General features: G+C 57.8%; 23 protein-coding genes. 9 read left to right on the forward strand and 14 right to left on the reverse strand.

Going from position 1 to position 22,584, the window contains the following annotated elements; genetic code table 11:
• Positions 1-40: 40 nt before the first annotated feature.
• The gene (locus tag ACR0DG_RS13545) at positions 41-1,177 is read right to left on the reverse strand and encodes an alkane 1-monooxygenase (protein ID WP_480698013.1); all 1,137 of its coding nucleotides are present in this window, start codon (positions 1,175-1,177) and stop codon (positions 41-43) included.
• 58 nt (positions 1,178-1,235) lie between these two features.
• Positions 1,236-2,291 carry an A/G-specific adenine glycosylase gene (gene mutY / locus ACR0DG_RS13550; protein WP_480698012.1) on the reverse strand — a complete coding sequence of 352 codons (1,056 nt, stop codon included), beginning with the start codon at positions 2,289-2,291 and terminating at the stop codon, positions 1,236-1,238.
• Positions 2,292-2,372: 81 nt separating this feature from the next.
• Here mutY and ACR0DG_RS13555 point away from each other — a divergent pair, with 81 nt between their 5' ends.
• Together ACR0DG_RS13555 and ACR0DG_RS13560 are read left to right on the forward strand one after the other, a co-directional pair.
• Positions 2,373-2,879 (forward strand): DUF721 domain-containing protein, encoded by a 507-nt coding sequence (locus ACR0DG_RS13555; protein WP_480698011.1) that lies wholly within the window; start codon positions 2,373-2,375, stop codon positions 2,877-2,879.
• A gap of 14 nt (positions 2,880-2,893) precedes the next feature.
• Complete coding sequence (locus ACR0DG_RS13560; RefSeq protein WP_480698010.1) at positions 2,894-3,559, forward strand: DsbA family protein; 666 nt, start codon at positions 2,894-2,896, stop codon at positions 3,557-3,559.
• A gap of 35 nt (positions 3,560-3,594) precedes the next feature.
• Here the strand turns inward: ACR0DG_RS13560 and lpxK are convergent, their stop codons facing one another.
• The 5 genes from lpxK to ACR0DG_RS13585 form a co-directional block, all read right to left on the reverse strand.
• On the reverse strand, positions 3,595-4,593 hold the full coding sequence (gene lpxK, locus ACR0DG_RS13565; RefSeq protein WP_480698009.1) for a tetraacyldisaccharide 4'-kinase: 999 nt from the start codon (positions 4,591-4,593) through the stop codon (positions 3,595-3,597).
• Positions 4,580-5,815, reverse strand: a complete 1,236-nt coding sequence (locus ACR0DG_RS13570; protein ID WP_480698008.1) for a 3-deoxy-D-manno-octulosonic acid transferase — start codon at positions 5,813-5,815, stop codon at positions 4,580-4,582. The genes lpxK and ACR0DG_RS13570 overlap by 14 nt, the downstream gene beginning before the upstream one ends.
• The gene (locus ACR0DG_RS13575; RefSeq protein ID WP_480698007.1) at positions 5,812-6,612 is read right to left on the reverse strand and encodes a 3'(2'),5'-bisphosphate nucleotidase CysQ; all 801 of its coding nucleotides are present in this window, start codon (positions 6,610-6,612) and stop codon (positions 5,812-5,814) included. The genes ACR0DG_RS13570 and ACR0DG_RS13575 overlap by 4 nt, the downstream gene beginning before the upstream one ends.
• Entirely contained in the window at positions 6,599-7,945 is a 1,347-nt protein-coding gene (locus ACR0DG_RS13580; RefSeq protein ID WP_480698006.1) for a TldD/PmbA family protein, read from the reverse strand. Before ACR0DG_RS13580 ends, ACR0DG_RS13575 begins: the two co-directional genes overlap by 14 nt.
• Positions 7,946-8,226: 281 nt before the next feature.
• Complete coding sequence (locus tag ACR0DG_RS13585; RefSeq protein WP_480698005.1) at positions 8,227-9,750, reverse strand: DUF2125 domain-containing protein; 1,524 nt, start codon at positions 9,748-9,750, stop codon at positions 8,227-8,229.
• A gap of 139 nt (positions 9,751-9,889) precedes the next feature.
• Here ACR0DG_RS13585 and ACR0DG_RS13590 point away from each other — a divergent pair, with 139 nt between their 5' ends.
• From ACR0DG_RS13590 to ACR0DG_RS13600, 3 genes are read left to right on the forward strand one after another with little or no spacing between them, the layout of a single operon-like run.
• Positions 9,890-10,633 (forward strand): SDR family oxidoreductase, encoded by a 744-nt coding sequence (locus ACR0DG_RS13590; protein WP_480698004.1) that lies wholly within the window; start codon positions 9,890-9,892, stop codon positions 10,631-10,633.
• Positions 10,630-11,238: an enoyl-CoA hydratase/isomerase family protein gene (locus ACR0DG_RS13595; protein WP_480698003.1), complete on the forward strand. Its 609-nt coding sequence runs from the start codon at positions 10,630-10,632 to the stop codon at positions 11,236-11,238. Before ACR0DG_RS13590 ends, ACR0DG_RS13595 begins: the two co-directional genes overlap by 4 nt.
• The gene (locus ACR0DG_RS13600) at positions 11,235-11,972 is read left to right on the forward strand and encodes a VOC family protein (protein ID WP_480698002.1); all 738 of its coding nucleotides are present in this window, start codon (positions 11,235-11,237) and stop codon (positions 11,970-11,972) included. The genes ACR0DG_RS13595 and ACR0DG_RS13600 overlap by 4 nt, the downstream gene beginning before the upstream one ends.
• Here ACR0DG_RS13600 and ACR0DG_RS13605 read toward each other — a convergent pair whose 3' ends face one another.
• Positions 11,973-12,269 (reverse strand): HNH endonuclease, encoded by a 297-nt coding sequence (locus tag ACR0DG_RS13605; protein WP_480698001.1) that lies wholly within the window; start codon positions 12,267-12,269, stop codon positions 11,973-11,975.
• Positions 12,270-12,317: 48 nt separating this feature from the next.
• On the opposite strand from ACR0DG_RS13605, the gene ACR0DG_RS13610 reads away from it, so the two are divergent.
• Positions 12,318-13,502 (forward strand): TIGR03862 family flavoprotein, encoded by a 1,185-nt coding sequence (locus ACR0DG_RS13610; protein WP_480698000.1) that lies wholly within the window; start codon positions 12,318-12,320, stop codon positions 13,500-13,502.
• Here the strand turns inward: ACR0DG_RS13610 and holA are convergent.
• The 4 genes from holA to ACR0DG_RS13630 form a co-directional block, all read right to left on the reverse strand.
• Positions 13,494-14,522 (reverse strand): DNA polymerase III subunit delta, encoded by a 1,029-nt coding sequence (gene holA / locus ACR0DG_RS13615; RefSeq protein ID WP_480697999.1) that lies wholly within the window; start codon positions 14,520-14,522, stop codon positions 13,494-13,496. The two genes, ACR0DG_RS13610 and holA, sit on opposite strands and share 9 nt — an antisense overlap.
• Positions 14,519-15,010, reverse strand: a complete 492-nt coding sequence (lptE, locus tag ACR0DG_RS13620; protein WP_480697998.1) for an LPS assembly lipoprotein LptE — start codon at positions 15,008-15,010, stop codon at positions 14,519-14,521. The genes holA and lptE overlap by 4 nt, the downstream gene beginning before the upstream one ends.
• Positions 14,997-17,531: a leucine--tRNA ligase gene (gene leuS / locus ACR0DG_RS13625; RefSeq protein ID WP_480697997.1), complete on the reverse strand. Its 2,535-nt coding sequence runs from the start codon at positions 17,529-17,531 to the stop codon at positions 14,997-14,999. Before leuS ends, lptE begins: the two co-directional genes overlap by 14 nt.
• A gap of 72 nt (positions 17,532-17,603) precedes the next feature.
• The gene (locus ACR0DG_RS13630) at positions 17,604-18,095 is read right to left on the reverse strand and encodes a DUF3576 domain-containing protein (RefSeq protein WP_480697996.1); all 492 of its coding nucleotides are present in this window, start codon (positions 18,093-18,095) and stop codon (positions 17,604-17,606) included.
• A gap of 281 nt (positions 18,096-18,376) precedes the next feature.
• Here ACR0DG_RS13630 and ACR0DG_RS13635 point away from each other — a divergent pair, with 281 nt between their 5' ends.
• Together ACR0DG_RS13635 and ACR0DG_RS13640 are read left to right on the forward strand one after the other, a co-directional pair.
• Positions 18,377-19,375: a porin gene (locus ACR0DG_RS13635; RefSeq protein ID WP_480697995.1), complete on the forward strand. Its 999-nt coding sequence runs from the start codon at positions 18,377-18,379 to the stop codon at positions 19,373-19,375.
• Between the two features lie 102 nt (positions 19,376-19,477).
• Positions 19,478-20,137 carry a YggS family pyridoxal phosphate-dependent enzyme gene (locus tag ACR0DG_RS13640; RefSeq protein WP_480697994.1) on the forward strand — a complete coding sequence of 220 codons (660 nt, stop codon included), beginning with the start codon at positions 19,478-19,480 and terminating at the stop codon, positions 20,135-20,137.
• Here ACR0DG_RS13640 and ACR0DG_RS13645 read toward each other — a convergent pair.
• Both ACR0DG_RS13645 and ribA read right to left on the reverse strand, forming a co-directional pair.
• Complete coding sequence (locus ACR0DG_RS13645) at positions 20,121-20,621, reverse strand: L,D-transpeptidase family protein (protein WP_480697993.1); 501 nt, start codon at positions 20,619-20,621, stop codon at positions 20,121-20,123. The genes ACR0DG_RS13640 and ACR0DG_RS13645 overlap by 17 nt on opposite strands.
• Positions 20,618-21,712 (reverse strand): GTP cyclohydrolase II, encoded by a 1,095-nt coding sequence (ribA, locus tag ACR0DG_RS13650; RefSeq protein WP_480697992.1) that lies wholly within the window; start codon positions 21,710-21,712, stop codon positions 20,618-20,620. Before ribA ends, ACR0DG_RS13645 begins: the two co-directional genes overlap by 4 nt.
• 161 nt (positions 21,713-21,873) lie before the next feature.
• On the opposite strand from ribA, the gene ACR0DG_RS13655 reads away from it, so the two are divergent.
• Positions 21,874-22,560 carry a response regulator transcription factor gene (locus tag ACR0DG_RS13655; protein WP_480697991.1) on the forward strand — a complete coding sequence of 229 codons (687 nt, stop codon included), beginning with the start codon at positions 21,874-21,876 and terminating at the stop codon, positions 22,558-22,560.
• Positions 22,561-22,584 lie beyond the last annotated feature (24 nt).

Here is a 22,584-nt window from a genome sequence, read left to right on the forward strand (position 1 = left end):
CACCTCGTTGGGCCCAGCAGCGCGCGATTGCGCGCTGCGGTCACGTCCTTGGCAGCGGATTTTGCGATGTGTTGTAGGGCTTCCAATCCGTAATATCCGGGTAGTATTGCTGCCGCCACGCCCGGACCCGCGGGTTCATGACGCGCCGCCAAAGCGGTGGGATCATCGCTGCAACGGTCATCACCGGGTACCCATACGGAAGCTGCGGGGCAGCGTCTTCCGGGTGGTGCTGTAGAAGCGGAAAGCGTCGGTTCGGTTTGTAGTGGTGGTCCGAGTGGCGCTGCAGGTTAATCAACAACCAGTTGGATGCCTTTTGTGACGCATTCCAGGAATGGCGTGGCTGGACATGTTCGTATTTGCCGTCGCCCAGATGTTTGCGCGTCAGGCCGTAATGCTCGACATAGTTCACCAGTTCCAGTTGCCAGATCGCGACACCTGCCTGCAACAGGAACAGGCCCAAACCGGGCAGGCCGCCCAATAGAAAGGCCAACATCAGCATCCCGGCCTGCAGACCCCAATACCGCCAGAACGGGTTGGAACGGTCGGTCCAGAGACGGCCCTTGCGTGACAGCATGTTCTTTTCCGCCTCGAAAGCAGAAATCAGGCACTCTTTCAGAACACGGGGGTAAAAGCGGTGGAACCCTTCGTTGTAACGTGCGGTCACAGGGTCCCGCGGTGTGCCGACATAACGGTGATGTACCAGCAGATGCTCGGACCGGAAGTGAGAGTACAACACCATGGCAAGAAGGATATCGCCCAACAGACGCTCGGTTTTGCCTTTCTGGTGCATCAATTCATGACTGTAATTGATCCCGACGGTCCCCGAGATCACACCCATTCCAAAAAACAGCCCTATTGTGGCAGCCGTCGACAGGTGATCCGTGTGCGTTGCGTACCAGATCAGGCCGAACAGTGTCAGAAACTGAATTGGCGCCCAAATGTTGGTCAGCAGGATGTACCACTGCAACCCATTATCTGGCGTATCGGGGTCTGCGTTGTTCAACTCGAGCCCGGTCAGCTTGTCCAGCACGGCGAAAGCCCACCATGTGAAGATCGGAACCAGCAGAACCCACCAGCCGCCCAGGGATGCGGAAACCCAGATCAACGGTATCAGTAGAATTGAGACCCAGAACGGCATGGCCGATTGCCAGCGGGAAAGGGTGTCTGGTGAAAGCATGTGAGCGCTCCGAATTTTTGTTCCGAGGTCGACCTCAGACGGTGTTCGGAAAAACGTGTTATCGACCAAGCCAGAGGTCAAGCGCCTTGCGCATCACAGTTGGAAGAACGTTGGGTCGAAACGCGTGTTTGTCCATGATGACAAGCTCGCCCGGGTGCATGTCATCCGGGAGCGGGGCCGACCAGATACGAAGAATCAGGTGAAAATGGGTAAAGGTATGGCGCACTTCGCCCGGCAATAACTGCCACTCGGCCGCGAAGGGTGGGGCTTCTTGCGGTGCGTCGGACCAGTCCGAGCCCGGCCAGCCCAGCATCCCGCCCAATAGGCCCTTGTCCGGGCGGCGTTCCAGAAGAAGCGCATCATCGGCCCGCTGGGCGATATAGATGTGCCCATGCCGGGTGGGTTTGGGTTGCTTGGGGGTTTTGCGCGGCAAATCCGCTTGCGTTCCCGCCTGTCGCGCCGCGCAAGGGTTGCGCAGGGGGCAGATTCCGCAGGCAGGCGACTTGGGCGTGCAGATTGTGGCCCCAAGATCCATAACCGCCTGTGCGTAATCGCCGGGCCGTTTGGAAGGGGTCAGGACGCTGGCCTTTTCCTTGAGCAGAGGCTTTGATCCGGGAAGCGGGTCATGGATGTCATAAAGCCGCGCCATCACACGTTCGACATTGCCGTCCAGAACGGTTTCGGGGCGATCAAAGGCGATGGCGGAAATGGCGGCGGCCGTATAGGGCCCAATGCCGGGCAGGGTCAGCAAGGCATCATATGTGTTGGGGAATACTCCGCCATGCTCGTCCGTCACGACCCTGGCACATTTCAAAAGGTTTCGCGCACGCGCATAGTAACCCAGCCCGGCCCATTCCCCCATCACCTGATCATCCGGCGCAGAAGCCAGTGCCTGAACTGTGGGCCAACGAGACGTAAAACGTAGGAAATAGTCGCGCACTGCGGCCACTGTCGTCTGTTGCAGCATCACCTCGGACAGCCATACCCGGTACGGGTCAGGCGCGACGCCTGCCGCGCGATCTGCCGGACTTACACGCCAGGGCATTTTGCGCGCATGGCGGTCATACCAGGCCAACAATTCACCGCTCACGTCAAATTCACTGGTGTCACGCAAGTTTTATGTATCTCCATGTCGGGTTTCGCTGGCACCCGGTGTCCTGCCCTCTACAATAGGAGAGCAGGAGTTGGAATCCAGATGCAGCGCAGACGTTCTTCGACACGCGGTTTCAAACGTACCGCGACATTGCTGAACGACCAGATCAGGCGCGCCGGCGAAAGCCGGGGTTTCGCCGTGTCGCGCCTGTTGACCCATTGGGCTGAGATCGTTGGGCAGGATATGGCTGCTATCGCGCGTCCGGTGAATGTGGGCTATGGCAAGGGTGGCATGGGGGCGACTCTGACTGTGCTGACAACTGGTCCGCAGGCTCCGATGCTGGAAATGCAGAAAGAACAGCTACGCGGCAAGGTGAACGCCGTTTATGGCTATAATGCGATCAGTCGGGTTCGCATCACGCAGACCGCGCCAATGGGATTTGCCGAGGGGCAGGCCAGTTTCGATCACAAACCGAAACAGCCAAAACCTACAATTGAACCTGAAATCGTGGCCGAGGCAGGCCGGGCCGCGCAGGACGTCCATGATGGCGATTTGCGCGCAGCCCTTGAACGTCTGGGCCGTAACGTTCTATCCAAACAAAAACGCTGAGAAAGGGCTGATACATGAGCCGTATTGCAACCGGAATATGCGCGGCTGTCGCGATAGCCGCAGGCGGCTATTGGATGTCGCTGTCGAACTCTTCTTCCCCCTCGTTCCCGCTGATCAGCAGTGCTGAGGCGCAAGAAGCAGATTTGGATACGTCGACCATCGTCGAAATGACACTGGGTGCCGAGGATGCTCCGGTCGAAATCATCGAATACGCATCCTATACCTGCCCGCACTGCGCGAACTTCCACAAGGGCCCGTATAAACAGCTCAAGAAGGATTTCATCGACACCGGCAAGGTCAAGTTCATCTACCGCGAGGTGTACTTTGATCGCTACGGGCTTTGGGCGTCAATGGTCGCGCGCTGCGGTGGTCCCGAAAAGTTCTTTGGCATCTCTGACCTGATATATGAGGGCCAGTCCGAATGGACCCGCGCCGGTGGCCCTGCCGAGATCGTGGACGAGCTGCGCAAGATCGGACGTTTGGCCGGGATTGAAAGTGATCAACTCGAAGCCTGCCTGCAGGACGGCACACGCGCGCAGACGCTGGTTGCCTGGTATCAGGAAAACGCCGAGCGTGATGGCATCCAGGCGACTCCGTCCTTTATCGTGAACGGTAAAGCGGTGGACAACCAGTCCTATGAGGAATTCAAAAAGCTGATCGAAGCCGAATTGGGCAGCTGATCCACGGTAAGGCCGGTCTTTTGACCGGCCACGACTTAAGGAGAAGGTGCGACATTCAGCAACATCTGGCGCACCATCTCTGCCTCGTTGACATGAAGTCGAACCGGAAGAGTGATCACCTTGCTGCGAAACGCGGCAGGTAATCTTACGGCGTCTTTTTCCGTGGTGACCATCTGGGCACCGAGCAGACGAGCCTCGTTCTCCAATCGCGTCATCAAGGCGGGAGTGAGTGGTTGGTGGTCATCCAGCGCTTCGGCTCTGAGTAGTTTCGCCCCTTGCTGACGTATCGTTGCAAAGAACTTTTCCGGGTGGCCAATCCCGGCAAAAGCCAGAACCGGTGTGTCGTGCCAGTCCATGCCTGTTTGCAGGGGTTGAACAGCACCGGTCGCATGAAGGATGTCCACCGCATCACCCCATATCTCAGAAAACTTGGACTGGGATTCCGCATCGCCCAAAGACAGAACAAGGTCTGCGCGTTGCAATCCCACTTCAACCGGTTCTCGCAGTGGACCGGCTGGTAGGCAAAGACCATTACCAAACCCTCGTGCGGCATCGACAACGATGACCGACAAATCCTTGGCAACCGACGGGTTCTGAAATCCATCATCCAGAATGATCACGGTTGCCCCTGCGGCGGCTGCAGCACGTGCCCCCTCAGCGCGGTCTTTGGCGACCCAGACGTCTGCAAATGCAGCAATCAGCAGAGGCTCGTCCCCCACCTCATCAGCAGAATGCTTACCAGGATCGACGCGGACCGGCCCCTCGAGTGAGCCGCCGTGACCACGTGTTACGACATGTGCCTGATGCCAGGCGTCGCGCAACTGTTCGATCATCCAAATCACGGTTGGGGTTTTCCCGGTCCCGCCCGCGTTCAGGTTGCCGACACAAATGACGGGGACATCCGGTGCAAACCCTGGGCCTTCGGCGATACGCCTTGCCGTAGCAGCCGCATATAGCCGTCCCAAAGGCGACAATAGCCGAGCCCTGAGTGCAGGTTTGTCCGGGGTGGTGCTCCAGAAGTCAGGTGCTTGCATGATCTTCACCCCGCTGATCCAGGTAATCCTGCACAATGTCGATCAGGTGATCCGTTTGCGGGGCACCCTCTGACACGATTTCCCACCCGGCCAATGCCATGTTTGCAGCCTGATCCGGTGCCAGCAGTTCGACCACGGTGTCGCCAAGCTCGGTCGCTGTTCTAACTGAACGTGCTGCGTTGGCCCGGTTCAGCTGATCGTATAGCTGCTGATGGCGATGCACAAACGGGCCATGTATGATCGCCGACCCAAGCGCTGTTGCCACAAGCGGATCGTGGCCCCCCGCACCGCGTTCCAGCGAACTGCCCATGAAGGTCACGGGCGAGATACGATACCAAAGGCCAAGATCTTCGGTGGTGGCAGAGAGAATGACCTGTGTTGTATCTTCGATCGTTCCACTTTCATCCCAGTTGGAGCAGCGCAAATCCATCGACTCGAGCCTGCGGTGCAGCGGACCGGCTTCGGCGGTGTCGGCGACATGCAGAACAAGCGCCAGACGCGGCAGCATGCGCATTGCCTGACGGTGGGCGCTGAGCACTGAGATGAACTCTTTGTCCTGCACATAAGCCGCCAACCAGATGGGACGCCCCGACAGGGCATGGTTCATTTCGATCAGTTCATCTTCGGGCCAAGGGCGAGGGTTGGGGCTGACATGCAGTGGCGGTGCTGTATCCACTTTCGATGAGGAAATTCCCAACCGTCGGATATGGCGCACAGTGTCCGGCGAGGCTGCCAGAATCTTGCGGAAGCAATCAAGCGTATACCGTGTGATGTCCGGCAACCATCGACCACCCCGGGCGACGTTGATGTCAACCTCGGCTTCGATCAGGATCAAGGGGATCCGACGCTCTTCGGCGCGGGTGATGATGTTGGGCATCAGCCCACCACCGACCCAGATTGCGAGATCGGGCTCCCAGTGATCCAGAAACGCCCGCGCTGCACCAGTCTGTTCCGATGGCAGGTTGACCAATGGGTATTCACATTTGTCCCACCTGTTTAAATCGGCCTCGGGCGGCGCGGTCAAAACGATCGAAAGGTTCGGGCGGGCCTGTAGCAAACGTTGGCAGAAATCCACGACCGCGCGCTGCCGGCTGTCCGATGCTATGTGCAGCCAGATCAACTCGCCCTTGGGACGTTGAGCGTATAGCTGATCGGCCCCATTGGGTACGCCCCATGACAGGACACGGTAAGCTGCTAAGCTTAATGAGCGCGGTTTGCTCATGGTTGTATTCCGGGGCCTTTCGGTGCCAGTTTTCGCGACAGTTGATCGTGTATATCACGACCACCTGCAATGACCCCATTCAGACGCGGATGTGCGTTGTTGAAACGCAACGGTTCCCCCATTCGGTCCGAGCACACTCCGCCTGCCTCACGTATGATCAGATCCCCGGCGGCAATGTCCCATTCCCAACTTGGGCGTAGCGTCAGCATAGCATCGAACCGCCCCTGTCCGACCAAAGCCAACCGATAGGCCAGCGAAGGACGGTAGTTTCGCCCAAAGGTCGGAACGTCGTGATCTCGCCAGTGGTGGGGCGCGAGATTGGGTTTCGCGGCTAGTACCTCGGCCAATTTCAGGTCAGTGATATCAGACACCTTGATCGGAGCGTCGTTCAAAGTTGCACCCTGCCCAACGGCTGCTGCGTACATGAGGTCACGCATCGGCAGATAGATCACCGCCGCTGTTACGATGCCATGCTCGGCCACCGCCAACGAGTGTGCCCATGTCCGCGACCCTTCGGCGAAACTGCGGGTTCCGTCGATCGGGTCGATGATGAAGACCTTGTCCTTGGACAGCCGATGTGCGGAGTCCTCGGTCTCTTCGCTAAGCCAGCCGTAGTCCGGCCGCGCCGATGGCAGCCTTTGTTCCAACATTGCGTTTACGGCAAGGTCGGCTTCGGTGACAGGGCCGGCACCGTCTGGTTTGTCCCAGCGCTGGGCTGTTGATCCTGAATAGCGCGTGGCGATCTTTCCTGCCTCTAACGCAGCGTCGATCAGCAAAGGCAGGTCAGTTGCCGGCAAGTGTCATCCCTTCGACCAGCAAAGACGGAACGACACGCGACAGATAACTACGCGCGTCATTGGCAGGGATGATCCGTTTCAGCATATCCCGCAGATTTCCGGCGATCGTGCATTCATTGACCGGATACGTGATCTCTCCGTTTTCGACCCAGAACCCTGATGCACCACGAGAATAATCGCCTGTATTCGGGTTGATCGTCGATCCGATCATCGAAGTCACCAAAAGGCCAGTACCCATGTCGTGCAGTAAGTCGTCGCGGCTTTGCGCGCCCTGCGTCAGCGCAAGGTTCCAGTTGCTGGGCGATGGCGGGCCCGAAACACCGCGCACCGCGTTTGCGGTCGATGTCATCTCAAGCTTACGCGCGCTGGCCAGATCCAGCGTCCAACCGGTCAGGATACCGTTTTCTACAATCGCGCGGCGCTGCGTCGGCAAGCCTTCGGCATCGAACGGGCGTGATCCACCAATGCGCGGCCGATGCGGGTCCTCGATCAAAGACAAATGTTCCGGCAGAACCTGCTGCCCTAGGCAATCCGACAGCCACGATGCACCACGGGCGACAGATGCTCCGTTGCTGGCACCCAACAGATGACCAATCAGCGAGGATGAGATGCGCTCGTCGAACAGAACCGGAAACGTCCCAGTTGCAGGCTGGCGTGCGCCTACCTGTTGCACGGCCCGTTCCCCGGCGTTTTGGCCGATTTCCTTGGGGCTGCGCAGATCGGCCTGAAAGGTTCGGCTGTCACCGTCATAGTCGCGCTCCATCCCCGTACCTTCGCCTGAGATCGCAACGCACGAGGTCGACCGACTGCTGCGTTCGTATCCGCCGGAAAAGCCATTGGTCGCGGCCAGATGGACCCGGTGAACACCATAGGATGCTGCCGCGTCAGAAACCTGTGTGACCCCTTTTACTGCGAGTGCTGCGGCCTCGGCGGCCAAGGCATCTTGCAGCAGGGCTTCGGCGCTGGGCTCGGGCGTGGGGTCAAATAGCTCCAGCGCTTCCATATCCCAACTCGTCGCCAACTGATCACTGTCGGCCAGTCCGGTGAAGGGATCTTCGGTTGCTTCTTTAGCCATTGCGACGGCGCGCTCGGCCATGGCCGTGATGGTGTCAGGGTTGCTGTCCGAACTTGAGACAATCGCCTGCTTTTTTCCAAGAAAAACCCGCAGCCCCAAATCGGCACCTTCAGACCGCTCGGCATGTTCCAGCGCACCAACGCGGACTTCGACCGAAACCGAGGACCCGTCCAAGACAATAGCGTCAGCCGCTTCAGCCCCGGCCTTTCGGGCTGCGTCCAGCAGGTTCTGGCTGATTTCTTCAATTGTACGGGTCATGAAGCCTCCGGTCTGATTGTACTGGACCTAGCCTTGGATCGATTGTGCTGCAAGGGCTGGCGCCGCTAGAAGCCTGTCGCACTTCAATGGATGAGCTAAAAACTTTGCGATGTCAGATGAAAGAGACTTACTGGAGTGGCGTCGCTACAGGTTTGAGCTGCTTTCACTTCTGCATTTTCATTTAGTATAAATCGGTGCCAAACACACACATCAGAGAGGCCGGTTCACTAATCGGTCGCTACTAAGATGGGAAGGCAGCGCTGCTACCTTCCTCAATGCGGTTACTTGATCCGCTGTCCGTTAGCCAGAATCTGACCGTTTTCCTTGAATTCGATCTGCGAATTCAGCGTGTCGGGCTCTTCCCCTGGTACTGCCATCAGGCCCATCATCATTCGCGCGCCAAGGGCGTCGCTGTCCGACATCAGGCCCATACCGATCAGCTTGTCGATCAAACCGTTCGCTCCGATCAGTTGCAGGTTTGCTGTTCCTTTTGGTGAGGGAAGGCCACCCAGCTCTTCGGTGTTTGTGTTGTCAAAGTCGAAATCCGCGTCGCCGGTCAGCTTGGCCCCGACCAGTGACACCAGCAATTCGTTGATCTTGAGCGAATGCAACTCGCCCGGGGCGCTCTCGGAGAATTCCAGCGACTCGATCGCTTCGGGGTCAAAGAAATTGGTCAGCACTTTGGCGGTACCCGTTGCATCCAGCGCGATTGTCGCCGGGTCGCGCGGCAATGCGCCCGCCGGGTCAAAAATACCCCAAAGCACATCCGACATTGTGAAGTCGGTCAGGTTCATCGCAAAACCGAAAGGCTGAATCTCTTCAGATTGCTGAACGGGAAACTCAAAGCTCAGCCCCGCATTGGCCATCGCAAGTTCGATCGGAAATGGCAGGTCCGCCGTCGTCACGGCCACTTTCGCGCTGTTCTGCTCGATGTCATAGGCCAGGCGCTGGGCGTCAAAGCTTGCTGCAAAACGGCCGCCCTCGGATTCGCTGCCGAGTGAGAACGCTTCACCTTCGCTGGTGCCTTCTAGGGCGGAATTGCCTGCGCCGTAGGTGAACGCGCCTGCGAACTCGAACCCTGCATCATAGAACGCCTGCGTGTCCGAGAAATCGAATTCGGATGGAATCACGCTGGTGCCTTCAAATGTGAGGTCCCTGAGCGATCCGTCGACCTTCGCGTTGCCTTCGCCCTCGGGATCGTCAAACACCAGACCATAGCTGAGGCCTGCGGCAGTGAATGTCTGATCAACATCGCGGTTTTCGCCGATCTTCATCCGGGAACTACCGGTCAGGTCGGTCATCTCCATGTTGGCCGCAAGCGCATCTGCTGGCATGGGTTCACCATTGACAGATACACCATCCAGTTTGATCCCAAGCGCATCTGCCGAGTAGTCATAGGTCATATCGTCAGGCGAGCCGGATACAACCATCGTCAAACCGCTATGCGTGTAGAGGATATCGGTCGAGAACGTCTCGCCATCACCTTCGCCAGATACGGTCATAGGAAAGCTTTCCGGAAAGCCAATGCTGACCGTACCGTCACCGTTTTCCGTCAACGACATCTGCGGAACTGTCATCTGAAAGCTACCGTCTTCTTCGGGCAACGACATGGTCAGGTTCATATCGGTGATGTTCAGGACATTGCCATCGGCGGATTGTTCACCCTCAACGGTGTACCCCATCTGGGTCAGGTAGGTCTGCCAGTCATTCCAGACATCCTGTGCGGTGACATCGGCCAGCGCCCCCTGAGAGATTGCGGCATAGGCCAAAGCTGCACCGCAACTGCGGCGTAGGAAAACGGACATAATAGAATCCTTCTTGATCAATTTTGCGGGCATCGTCGTGTCTGTTTCGTCGGGCGTCAAGGGGCAAGGACTGGACCCTTTCCCCATTCGCGCGGTAGACGTTCACACAATCTAAAAACAACGGAGGTACTGGGTCCAAATGCAAGGAAAAACCGTACTGATAACAGGAGCAAGCCGCGGTATCGGTGCCGAGGCGGGGCGCGTTTTTGCCGCAGCGGGGGCGAATGTTGCACTGGTTGCACGCAACAAGGATCAGATCGCGGCACTGGCTGATGCATTGGGCGATAACGCGATTGCGTTGCAATGTGACGTCAGCGATTTCGCGCAGGTCGAACAATCTGTTGCCGATTGCGTTGATCGTTTTGGTGGTCTGGACGTCTTGATCGGCAATGCAGGTGTGATCGACCCGATCTTTCACCTCTCGAATGCCGATGTTGGCGCATGGGGCAAAGCCATCGACATTAACCTCAAGGGGGTCTTTCACGGTATGCGCGCGGTGCTGCCGGTGATGCGCGCTGCAGGGGGCGGTACCGTCATCACGGTTTCATCTGGTGCGGCCTCGAACGCGATTGAAGCCTGGAGCCATTATTGCGCCTCGAAAGCGGGGGCCAAGATGTTAACCGAGTGTTTGCATCTTGAAGAATCCATCCATGGTATTCGCGCTATGGGCCTTTCCCCGGGGACCGTTGCAACGGATATGCAGCGCGTGATCAAGGCCAGTGGGATAAACGCCGTCAGTCAGCTGGACTGGAGCGATCACATCCCGGCCGACTGGCCTGCCCGCGCGCTGTTATGGATGTGTTCGCAAGATGCGGATGAATTCCTGGGGGCAGAGATTTCATTGCGTCGGGAAGATATACGGAAAAGGGTAGGGCTTACGTGATCGATTTGAACAAGGCCGACGGTTTGTGGACGGTCACGCTAAATAACCCAGACAAGGCAAATGCGCTGACCGGATCCATGTTGACCGAACTGTGCGAAATTGCCGAAGCCGCGACAGCGGCGCGCGCGCTTATCCTGACAGGGGCGGGAAACGTATTTAGCGCCGGTGCCGATCTGGATGAGGCTCGTGCGGGGCTGGCAACTTCGGATTTGTGGGAACGATTGTCAGGTGCAATCGCGGCCTTGCCATGTCTGACAGTCGCCGCGCTGAACGGAACATTGGCGGGTGGGGCAAACGGAATGGTGCTGGCCTGCGATATCCGTATTGCGGTGCCATCTGCCAAGTTCTTTTATCCGGTCATGAAGCTAGGGTTTCTGCCTCAGCCCTCTGACCCGGTCCGGATGGCAGCCCTGATCGGACCGGCACGGACCAAGATGATTCTGATGGCAGGCCAAAAGATCACAGCGGAGGAGGCTTATACTTTTGGCCTTGTAGACCGTGTGGTCGATCCCGAGGAGCTGATGCCCACAGCCCAGCAGTTGGTGGCCGACAGTGTGGCGGCAGATCCAATGATTGCTGCCGGAATCGCGAGGCTCTGCTCATGAGGTTGTCGGGGTTACGCCTGCGGGTTGCTGATCCCGACAGGCTTGCTGCATTTTATCAGAACATACTTGGCATGTCGGTTCGACCGCAGGGCGCAAGTCTTCGTGTGGGATACGCAGGGCAAGACGCCGACATACTGCTCATGCCGGGCGGCGGGGGCTATGTCCACGATCGCGGGCAGCGGTACTGGAAAATCGGCCTGACCGTTCCTGACGTGGATCTTGCAGCCTCGTACCTAAGGGCCAACGGGGTCGCGGTATCGGACCCGCAGCAGTTTCTGGACATCGGGTACATGTGCCATCTTCAGGACCCCGAAGGTTTTGTCATCGAGCTGTTGCAGCACCGTTTCGAGGGCAACCGCCCTGATAACGCCGCAGACCCAAACGCTCCTTTTTCAAATGCCTGTATTGGTCAAATCACCCTGAGGACAGGCGACATTGCGGCTGAAGATGCATTTTGTCGGGGGCAAGGCATGCGTTTGTTGTCGATGCAGGACGTGGCTCAATACGGCTTTGACCTCCACTTTTACGCCTTTACAGACGAGACGCCGCCAGAACCGGATTTGTGGGCTGTCGAAAACCGGGAATGGTTATGGCAACGCCCCTATACGACGTTGGAGTTTCAGCACTTGTCAGGCGGACAGTTTGCGCCGGTTCCAGACTATCGCGGACTTGAGTTCGAGGGCCTGACAGAACCGCTGAAGGATGCGTTTGGCGATACTGTCCGTCCTGGATGATCAACGCCTGCGCCGTTTGCCGGGTACTTTGGATCGAAACCCCGGCGGGCGTTTGCGGACCCACGCCAGGAACTTTTCCAGCCGGGGGTGCCCGCGAAGGGCCTCGACCGTGTAGAATTCCCGGGCAAGTTCGGCTTCGGTCAGGGTTGCGTGGACCTCTTTGTGGCAGATGATATGCAGTAATACGGTGGGTCCACCCTTGCCCCCTTTGAGTTTTGGGATCAGATGGTGCAGGCTGCCGCCCCCGTCAGGGATTGGACGGTCGCAAAGCGGACATGTCGGATCAATTTTCGTCATGGCTTGGGTAAAGATGCGCCAGACGGCGTGAAAAGCAAGGGGGCGTCGATGGCGCAGGCAGTGGTAATCGGGGCTGGACCCGCTGGCCTGATGGCCGCGGAGCAGCTGTCTGACGCTGGCCACGACGTACTGGTGGCCGAGTCCAAACCTTCGGTTGCACGCAAGTTCCTGATGGCCGGAAAGTCGGGCCTTAACCTTACAAAAGATGAGCCGTTCGAGGTGTTTTTGGATTCCTACTGTAAGGCTTCAGACTGGTTGCGCCCCATTTTGACCGAATTTGATGCCGCCGCCGTTCAGGACTGGGCGCGAGGTTTGGGGCAGGACATTTTTACCGGCTCGACCGGGCGGGTGTTTCCCACGGCGATGAAAGCCTCTCCTCTGCTGCGTGCGTGGTTAAGCCGGCTGGACAGCGGGGGTGTTCAGATCAAGACCCGCTGGCGTTGGACGGGCTGGGATGGTCAGGCCCTGGTTTTTGAAACCACAGAGGGCAGGCAAACGATTGTTCCGGATGTCGTGGCGCTTGCGCTGGGCGGGGCAAGTTGGGCGCGGTTAGGATCGGATGGGGCCTGGGCGCAAACCCTGATTGAAAAGGGCGTTGATCTTGCGCCGTTCGCGCCTGCAAATTCCGCGCTGTCTGTGGGGTGGAGCACTCATATGCAGCCCTATTTTGGTGCAGCGCTAAAGACTGTTCGATGGATCGCCGGGGAATTGGAAAGCCGGGGTGAGGCCGCGATTTCAGCCACCGGGTTGGAGGGCGGCGGCCTGTATTCCCTGACGCCAGCATTGCGCGACGGGGCGGACCTGTACGTCGATTTGCTACCTGATCTGGACGAGGTCAGTTTGCAAAAACGCTGGGCTGCCAAGAAACCAAAAGTGACGTTTTCCCAGTGGATGAAAAAGTCACTCCATCTGCCACCGCAAAAGGTCGCCTTGTTTCATGAGATGGCAAAACGGTGTTCTCTTCCCAAATCGCATGAGGTCGCCGCGCTCAAAAAGCTACCCGTTCTGTTCGAAGGGCTGCGCCCGATGGACGAAGCAATCTCAACCGCGGGTGGCGTTAAGCAAGCTGCACTGGACAAAGGGCTTATGCTTAAGGCACGGCCCGGTGTTTTCTGCGCAGGGGAAATGCTGGACTGGGAAGCACCTACCGGAGGGTATTTGCTGACGGCTTGCCTTGCGACCGGGAAATGGGCCGGGCAGTCCGCAGCACGTTGGGCGCAAGAATCAGCGTGACCGCGCCAACATAGCGAGGCGGATCAAGGCACGCTCGACCAAGGCCATTGCGGGTGCGGTCTGCCCCGCTGATCGTAGTGATAGGTCGGTATCTGTCAAAACAGTCAGGGCTGTTTCCAATTTCGGTGCACCCCAACCCTGCGCTTGTCGCAAAATGCGGTCGCGGCGTTTACCGTAAACAGGTGGGCGTAGTTTTCCGATCCCCTGAGCTGCCCCTCCGGGGTCAGAGGCACAAGCATACAACGTCCGAAAATGTCTGGTCGCACCAATGCACAACGAAACCGCGTTTGTGCCTTGCGATTGCAAACGGCGGATCAGAGGGCCAATTTCTCCGGCGCGACCTTCGGCCACGACATTAAGGACGTCGTCCAACGCCGCTTCTGTCGAGCGTGGCGCGCAGGCTTCGATATCTTCGATTGACAGTTCCGCCGTATCCTGACGCTTGAAAAGAGACAGCTTTTCAACGGTTTGTGCAAAGTCACCGGGGCTGATTGCTGCTGCGAGTTCGGTCAAGGCTGACATTGAATCACGCGGGATGTTCTGTAGCCCGGCCGTGGCGAGCACCCGCTCGATCTCGGCCCGGGATGGAGGATCATCGTAGATGCCCACGGCATAGGCTGCAGGATGCGCCTCAAACGCTTTGCGGATTTTCGAACTTGGTTTGAGCTGTCCGGCCGTTACGATGATCTGGGCATCGCCGGGGGCCCAATCTTCGAATGCGGCGATGATTGCCGGGGCAGCGACATCGGTTGTGTCCTCGACAAATACAGCGCGGGGTCCGGGAAAGAAGCCAACGGCTTTGACTGCATCCAGCAACAAAGCTGGATCGCTGCGCAAGTCCGCGCCGGGCATCCGGGTGAGCCGCATCTCTTCTTCGGCGGCGTCGCCAAGCAGTGCCGCCAGAACCTGTTGACGTTTCAGCGCAACACGCATCGCGTCGGACCCGTAGATCAGTAATCCCGCCTTATCCGCGTCGGGTTTGGCGAAATATCCTTCAGCCTCGCGCGGGCTAAGCTTCATTTGGTCAGGTCCGGGGTCGCGTAAAGGCGAGTAACGATCTGGTCCGAAAGGATTACCATGAGCCTTTCTACCGCGTCCCGTTCGTCTGCCAGCTCTGAAACTGTAGAACCAGCGGCTGAATAGCCTACAAAATCCGCTACCGTTCCGGACGTCAGAACCTGACCAGTGGCATTTGACCTTAGGGCGAAATTCGCGCGACCTTCGATCGTGTATCGGTCTGTTTCGTTTGTCTGCGTGATGGCAGCGCGGCGACGAACTGTCGAAACGTTGACGTTCAGCCCATAGTCCTTGCCGGAACTTGCACTGCGACCCAGACGTTGTTCCAGGTTTTCAACCAGAAGAAAGCTTTCCACGGTGTTCGGTGCGGAAACTGCCACCCTGCCGTTCAAGACAGCGCCCGAACCACCGGGGGCGTAAACCGGCTCAAAGCCACAAGCGGCCAAAGCCAGTGGCAGCATCAAAAGGGTTCTGCGGTCAAACAACAACATTCACGATCCGGCCGGGAACAACGATCACTTTCTTTGGCGTAGCGCCATCCAGCGCCCTTTGCACAGCTTCGGTGCTGAGCGCGATATTTTCAACCTCTGCTTTGTCCATATCCTTGGGGACACTGATTTCTGCGCGGCGCTTGCCGTTGACTTGGATCGGCAGTGTGACGGTGTCGTCGATCAACATCGCCTCGTCCGCGACAGGCCACGCGGTTGTGGCGACAAGCCCTTCACCGCCCAGCAGCTGCCAGAGTTCTTCAGACAGGTGAGGGGTCATCGGCGACATCAGTTGCGCCAGCGTTTTACCCGCCGCGCGCTTGGCCTCGGTCCCGGCTTTAGATTTCGCAAGCGTATTGGTGAAAGCATAGAGCTTGGCGATCGAGGCGTTGAAGCCAAAGGATTCGACCCCGCCCGACACATCATGGATGGCCTTATGCATCTCGCGCAGCAGTGTTTCGTCTTCGGCATTAGCAGGAATGTCCGACTCGGTGATTTCCGAGGCGATGCGATGCACGCGGCTCAGGTGCTTGAACGCGGCTTCGGCACCGGATGCGGTCCATTCCACATCGCGTTCAGGTGGCGAATCGGACAGCACGAACCAACGTGCGGTATCGGCACCAAAGGCCGAGATGATGCTGACGGGGTCCACCACGTTTTTCTTGGATTTCGACATTTTGGCCGAGGGGATGATCTCAACCTCGGTGCCGTCAGCCAGTTTGCCGTCGGTCACGTCCTCGGGCAGGTGATAGACCGGGCGGCCATTGGCGTCGCGGGTCTGGTAGATTTCGTGAGTCACCATGCCCTGCGTGAACAGCGCGTCGAATGGCTCGATGGCTTTTTGGGGCAGGTGGCCGGTGATCTGCATGGCCCGCGCAAAGAAGCGCGAATAAAGCAGGTGCAGAATCGCATGTTCGATGCCGCCGATATACTGGTCGACATTCATCCAGTATTCGGCCTCGGCCAGATCGGTGGGCGTTTCGGCACGGGGCGCGGTGAAACGGGCAAAGTACCACGACGAATCGACGAACGTGTCCATCGTATCGGTTTCACGCTTTGCGGCCGCCCCGCAAGACGGGCATTCGCAGTCGCGCCAGGTTGGGTGACGATCCAGCGGGTTGCCGGGTTTATCAAAGGTGACATCGTCGGGCAGGCGAACCGGCAGATTCTCTTTCTTCTCGGGCACCACGCCGCAAGTGTCGCAATGCACAACGGGAATCGGGCAGCCCCAATAGCGCTGGCGGCTCAGGCCCCAATCGCGCAGGCGGTATTTGGTGACGCCTTCGCCCCATCCGGCCTTTTCGGCGAAATCGACGGTTGCGTTGATGGCTTCTTCACCTGTGGCTTCGGTCAGGCCAGCAAAATGGTTCACCCAGCGGACTTTCTCGGTCTTCGGTGGGACGAAGGCGATCTTGTCGACCGGAGTGTCGTCGTCCAGCGCAAAGAACGTATCGACGACGGGCAAGCCGTATTTGCGGCAGAAATCCAAATCGCGCTGGTCATGCGCCGGGCAGGCAAAGATTGCGCCGGTGCCGTAATCCATCAGGATGAAGTTGGCGATCCAGACCGGTAGCTCCCAATTCGGGTCCAACGGGTGTTTGACGGTGATGCCGGTGTCATAACCCAGCTTTTCAGCCGTTTCGATCGCCTCTTCCGTGGTGCCACCCTTGCGGCATTCGGCAACGAATTCAGCGACTTTAGGGTTCTCGGCTTCCAGCGCTTTGGCAATGGGGTGATCGGGCGAAATGCCTACGAAAGAAGCGCCCAGCAGCGTGTCGGGGCGCGTCGTGTAGACAGTAATCGGCTCTCCGCCATCGGTACGGTCAAACGAGAACTGCAACCCGCGCGATTTGCCAATCCAGTTCTCCTGCATCAGCCGCACCTTGGCCGGCCAGTTCTCCAGAGTGTCCAAAGCGTCGAGCAATTCCTCGGAATAGTCGGATATCTTGAAGAACCATTGTGTCAGCTCGCGCCGTTCCACCAAGGCCCCTGAGCGCCAGCCACGGCCGTTCTCTACCTGTTCGTTGGCCAGAACGGTCATATCGACCGGATCCCAGTTCACCACGGCGTTCTTGCGATAGACCAGCCCGGCCTCAAGCATATCGAGGAACAGTGCCTGCTGCTGGCCGTAATATTCCGGATCACAGGTGGCGAATTCACGCGACCAGTCGATGGATAGGCCCAGAGGCTTCATCTGCCCGCGCATGTCGGCGATATTGCCATAGGTCCAGTCTTTCGGGTGGCCACCGATGGCCATAGCGGCGTTTTCCGCTGGCATCCCAAAGGCATCCCATCCCATCGGGTGCAGCACGTTATGTCCCGTCGCCAGTTTATGACGGGCAATCACGTCGCCCATCGTATAGTTGCGCACATGCCCCATATGGATTCGGCCAGACGGGTAGGGGAACATCTCAAGCACATAGTATTTCGGCTTGTCCGCCTTGTGATTGGCGGCAAAGATACCGGCCTTGTCCCAGGCCTCTTGCCATTTTGCTTCGATTTCGTTGGCCAAGTAGCGCGACATGGTGCGGTCCTTCGTGAATGAAAACGCCGGGTAAGAACCCGGCGTGGTATTAGTGCGATTTTCAGCGGGTTGCTAGAACTTGTTGTCCGCAATGCGCAGCTGCCGTGCACGAGATAGAATCGCATCCTCAACCGCGCGCGTTGTTGCGGCGCTGACAGGTGAGCCGCCACTAGTCTGCAGTGATACGGATAAGGAACGCGCCGCCAGTGCAGGATCACTGATATGGACTGTAGCGCGGTACTGACGTCCGCCGCCCGGAGGTGTGCCGTAACCCGTTACAATTACACCAGTAAACGGGTCTACTTCCTCAACAGGTAAAAAGTTGAGAATATCCAGCGACGCTGTCCACAGGTACCTGTTCACACTGGCGACCTGCTCTGCGTTTCCGGTATTGAAGACATCCCAGATTGTGGTGCGATTGGGATCGTTCAACGCGCGCTCTTCCGAATTGCTGCCATCAGACGTCAATTGCAGGTTTGGATTCGGTGGCGCGTTGCGATTCTCCCCGCAAGCCGACACTGCGACGGTCACTATGATCAAACCGAAAATCGTCTGCAGGCGCATTGTCGAGGTGTCCTGTTTTACTGGGTCTCACTTGCTGAGTGATACTCCTAAACAACGTTATGTTTGGCAACAACCCTATTCTTGTCACATGCCAGTGGGATCAGGGGCGAACTACGCCCTCAAAATGACTGTGGCATCCTTGCACCAATCTGTGGCCAAAGCGATGGTCACATTTAAGCCATGCTTGCGTGAAGGGGGCAAAACAAGCGAAACGGTTCCCGTGCTGAGACACGTGCAATGACATGTGTCGAGTAGAAAACTTTGAAACCGAGGGAAACAAGATGAAAAAAGTTCTCTTCGCATCGACCGCTCTGCTGGCAACAGCAAGCATGGCGTCGGCCGACATTAATTTCAGCGGCTTTGGTCGCTTTGGTATTGGTTACCTGGAAGACCGTGACGTAACAACCGGTGACCCAGAAGCCAGCGATACCATCCTGATCTCGCGCTTCCGTCTGAACATCGACGGTACCGCGGAAACTGACGGTGGTGTTGAATTCTCCGCTCGTGTTCGTTTGGAAGCAAACGAAGACCAAGACACCGGCGAAGCAAATGCAGCTGCTCTGAGCGGCGCGCGCTTCTCGGTAATCTTCGGTGGTCTGCGTGTTGACGCGGGCAACGTATCGGGTGCCTTCGACAACCTCGCAAACTACTACGGTTTCGAGCCTGGTCTGGAAAACTTCATTGGTCAGTACTCGGGTGTTGACTATGACTTCATCACCTTCCAGTCGACCGGCGCAGGCGACAACGCTGTATTCTTCCAGTATGCAGTTGGCGACTTCGCGTTTGGCGCATCTTACGACCAAAACACCACGCTGAACGGCAACGGTGGTCTGGCCTCGCTGTCCGGTGAGGACATCTGGGACGTAAGCGTTACCTACACCTTCAGCAACATCACTGCTGCTCTGGCATACGGTCAAACCGGCTCGCAAACCGGTGGCGACGACCCAAGCCTGTTGGTCTTCACCCTGGGTGCCGAATTTGGTGACTTCTCGGGTACTCTGTTCGTCGCTGACGAAGAAGACACACCTGTTAACGACGCTGGTGAAGAAACCGACGGCACAGCATGGGGTGTTTCGGCAGCCTATAATGTTGGTTCGGCTCTGACCCTGACCGCTGCTTATGGTGACGGTTCGGCAGACGGCGACACCCAGCAGTACGGTATCGGCGCGATCTACGACCTGGGTGGCGGTACTTCGCTGCAAGGTGGTATCGGCAACACCGAAACCGGTGACGCAGACAGCCAAGTCCGCGCAGACTTCGGTGCGGTATTCAACTTCTAAGTTGAGCTGAACCTTAAGGTTTTAGGGCAGGTCTTCGGACCTGCCCTTTTCTTTTGCGCTGACATGGTGTTTTCCTGCGCTCAGATCAGAATGAGGAAGCCCATGTCACTGCAAGATATCACCGCCCGTATCAGGAAAGCCGAAGGTGCTGCGGGTCGGGCCGAAGGGTCCGTGCAGTTGATCGCGGTGTCCAAAGTCCAAGCGAATGAACGGGTACAGGCAGTGTTGGAGCTGGGACATCGGTGTTTTGGTGAAAACCGGGTTCAGGAAGCCGCTGGAAAGTGGCCTGAATTCGCAAAGCAGTTTTCAGATATCGACCTGCATTTGATCGGCCCACTGCAGACAAACAAGGGGCGACAAGCCATCGAGCTTTTCACCGCCATACATTCTGTGGATCGACCGAAGCTTGCGAACACACTGGCGCGGTTGGCCCAAGAAACGGGATCCTGTCCGGATTTGTTCATTCAGGTCAATACAGGTGAAGAAGATCAGAAAGCCGGGGTTTTGCCGGCTGATGCGGATGCGTTCATCTCTGATTGTCGGAATCTTGACTTGCCGGTCGTCGGCCTGATGTGCATCCCACCGGTGGACGAGGAACCCTCGCTGCACTTCGCGCTGCTTGCCAAAATTGCCGAGCGTAATGGTCTTACCGGATTATCCATGGGCATGAGCGGGGATTTCGAGCAAGCCATTGCGTTGGGTGCAACGCATGTACGCGTCGGGTCAGCTATTTTTGGGGATCGGGTCACGCCCGAGGGATAATCAGGCGCGTTCCAATATCAACGCGCCCAGCGATCCAATGCAAATGAGCACGGCTGAACGCGACGCAGCCTTCGGTCGGATAGCCAGGGCGTCTCCATTGATGCAAAAATATCGCCGAACCCTGACCCGGGACTGCGTTGGGCCAGTTCCAGTCAGTCAGCAAGACAAGATCGTAGAATGGATCTGCCCGACGCAGCTTTTCGTGACTGAATGCATAAGGGGCGCGAACCATCTGGTTGTATGCACCATCACGGCTGTCATCTGACCACAGATCCCGTGGCCCAATCGGAATAGCCCATTCCGCCGGGCGTGCAATCCGGTCAGGGCGATACAGCATCCCGACGATGTGATGTATTCCCGTGGGGGTCGCGCCGTCCCCTTCGTGCTTTGTGTCGCTCAACCCGTTTCTGCCAAGCGAACATGGGAAAACTCGTCCCGCAAACCGAACGCCACGGGGGGTCAGGACAAGGTCGTCAGGGCTCACAGCAAATGGCCCGATTTGGCCGCCTTGGTCGCCAGATAACCCCGGTTATGAGCAGTTTCCCCAACTTTTAGTGGAACCCGTTCGGTCACTGCGATGCCCGTTTTTTCCATCATCGCAATCTTGGCCGGATTGTTGGTCAGCAGCCGGACCGAATTGAAACCCAACGATTTCAGGATATCAGAGCCCAGCCGGAAATCGCGCTCGTCATCTTCAAAGCCGAGGCGATGGTTGGCTTCGACGGTATCAAATCCCTGATCTTGCAGGAAATAGGCGCGCATCTTGTTGGCCAGTCCGATCCCGCGGCCCTCTTGGTTGAGGTACAGCAGAACGCCTGCCCCCTCAGATCCCATTTGGGCAAGAGCCCCCCGTAGTTGCGGACCACAGTCACATTTCAAGCTGCCCATGAGGTCGCCGGTGAAACAGGCTGAATGCAGTCGGGCTAGAACAGGCTTGCTGCGATCTGGACGACCGATTTCGATTGCATAGTGTTCTTCGCCGCCATCCTCGGGCCGGAAAACATGCAGACGACCCGCTTCGGAAACTTCCATTGGAAGGCGCGCTGCCACGATAGGGCTCAGGGCGCTGCGATCCGCCATATGGGGCGCGGCGCGTGTGTGATCTATGCTGGTCAACCCATGAGCCGCCGCAAAACCACGGCCATCCTCAACCGGAACAACGACCGCTGCCGGTAACAGTCGTGCGGATTTAGTCAGGGCAATTGCAATCCGGTGCAGATTGGCGCTGCCCTGCCTTTCCGTCATCAACGGTCCCTTCATCGGCGCGCTCAGATCATCCGAGGGATCGGCCACGGCCTGAACCCATCCGATATCCGCGTCTGCGGGGATGACGACTCGGGCCAGATCGCCGTCATAAGCCCGCGCTTTGAGCGTTTCGGCACGCCGCACGGTGATCGCCACCACCGGTTCGCCCCCCAGACTGCGCAAATCGGCCAACCGCTGCGCGCTCAACGTTTCAGACGCAATGGCCAGAACACTGAATCCGCTGTCATCGGTCAGAACGACGGGCACTCCCATGCGCAGGTCCGCGCGGGCCCTGGCCAGCAATTCCGTAGTATCGGGGATCAAACTCATCTCTGTTACCCTGTAACGAACAGACCCTCGTGTAGCCTGATCCGAGGGAAATGTGAAACAATTCCTACTCATCAGACACGAGGACGTGAGACCCTTGCAGCAAACCTTGTTGATTGCGTCTGAGACGCGCAAGTGGTGGAAAAGGCTTAGGAGGACCGGAGATGGCACAGCTTAAGAAAATCCTGCTGGTGGATGATGACGAGGATTTGCGCGAGGCGCTGAGTGAGCAACTCGTGATGACTGAAGACTTTGACGTGTTCGAAGCGTCAGATGGCACATCCGCCATGGAACGTGCCCGTGAAGCGATTTACGACCTGGTTATTCTGGACGTGGGCCTGCCCGACACGGACGGTCGTGAGCTGTGCCGCCTGATGCGTAAGCAAGGTGTCAAAAGCCCGATCCTGATGCTGACCGGTCATGACAGCGACGCCGACACGATCCTGGGCCTGGATGCCGGCGCCAACGACTATGTTCCGAAGCCGTTCAAGTTCCCTGTGCTTCTGGCGCGCATCCGCGCTCAGCTGCGGCAACATGAGCAGTCTGAAGACGCCGTATTCGTTTTGGGGCCGTATACGTTCAAACCGGCGATGAAAATGCTGATCACCGAAGAGGATCGCAAAATTCGTCTGACCGAGAAGGAAACGAATATCCTCAAATTCCTGTATCGCTCGGCAGATGGCGTCGTTGCGCGCGATGTGCTGCTGCACGAGGTTTGGGGCTATAACGCTGGCGTCACGACCCATACGCTGGAAACCCACATCTATCGTTTGCGCCAGAAAATCGAACCCGATCCGTCAAATGCGCGCCTTTTGGTCACAGAATCGGGTGGATATCGCTTGGTCTCTTAACAGTCGGTGGATTGACTCAGATCA

The organism is Ruegeria sp. BG8, assembly GCF_056538325.1.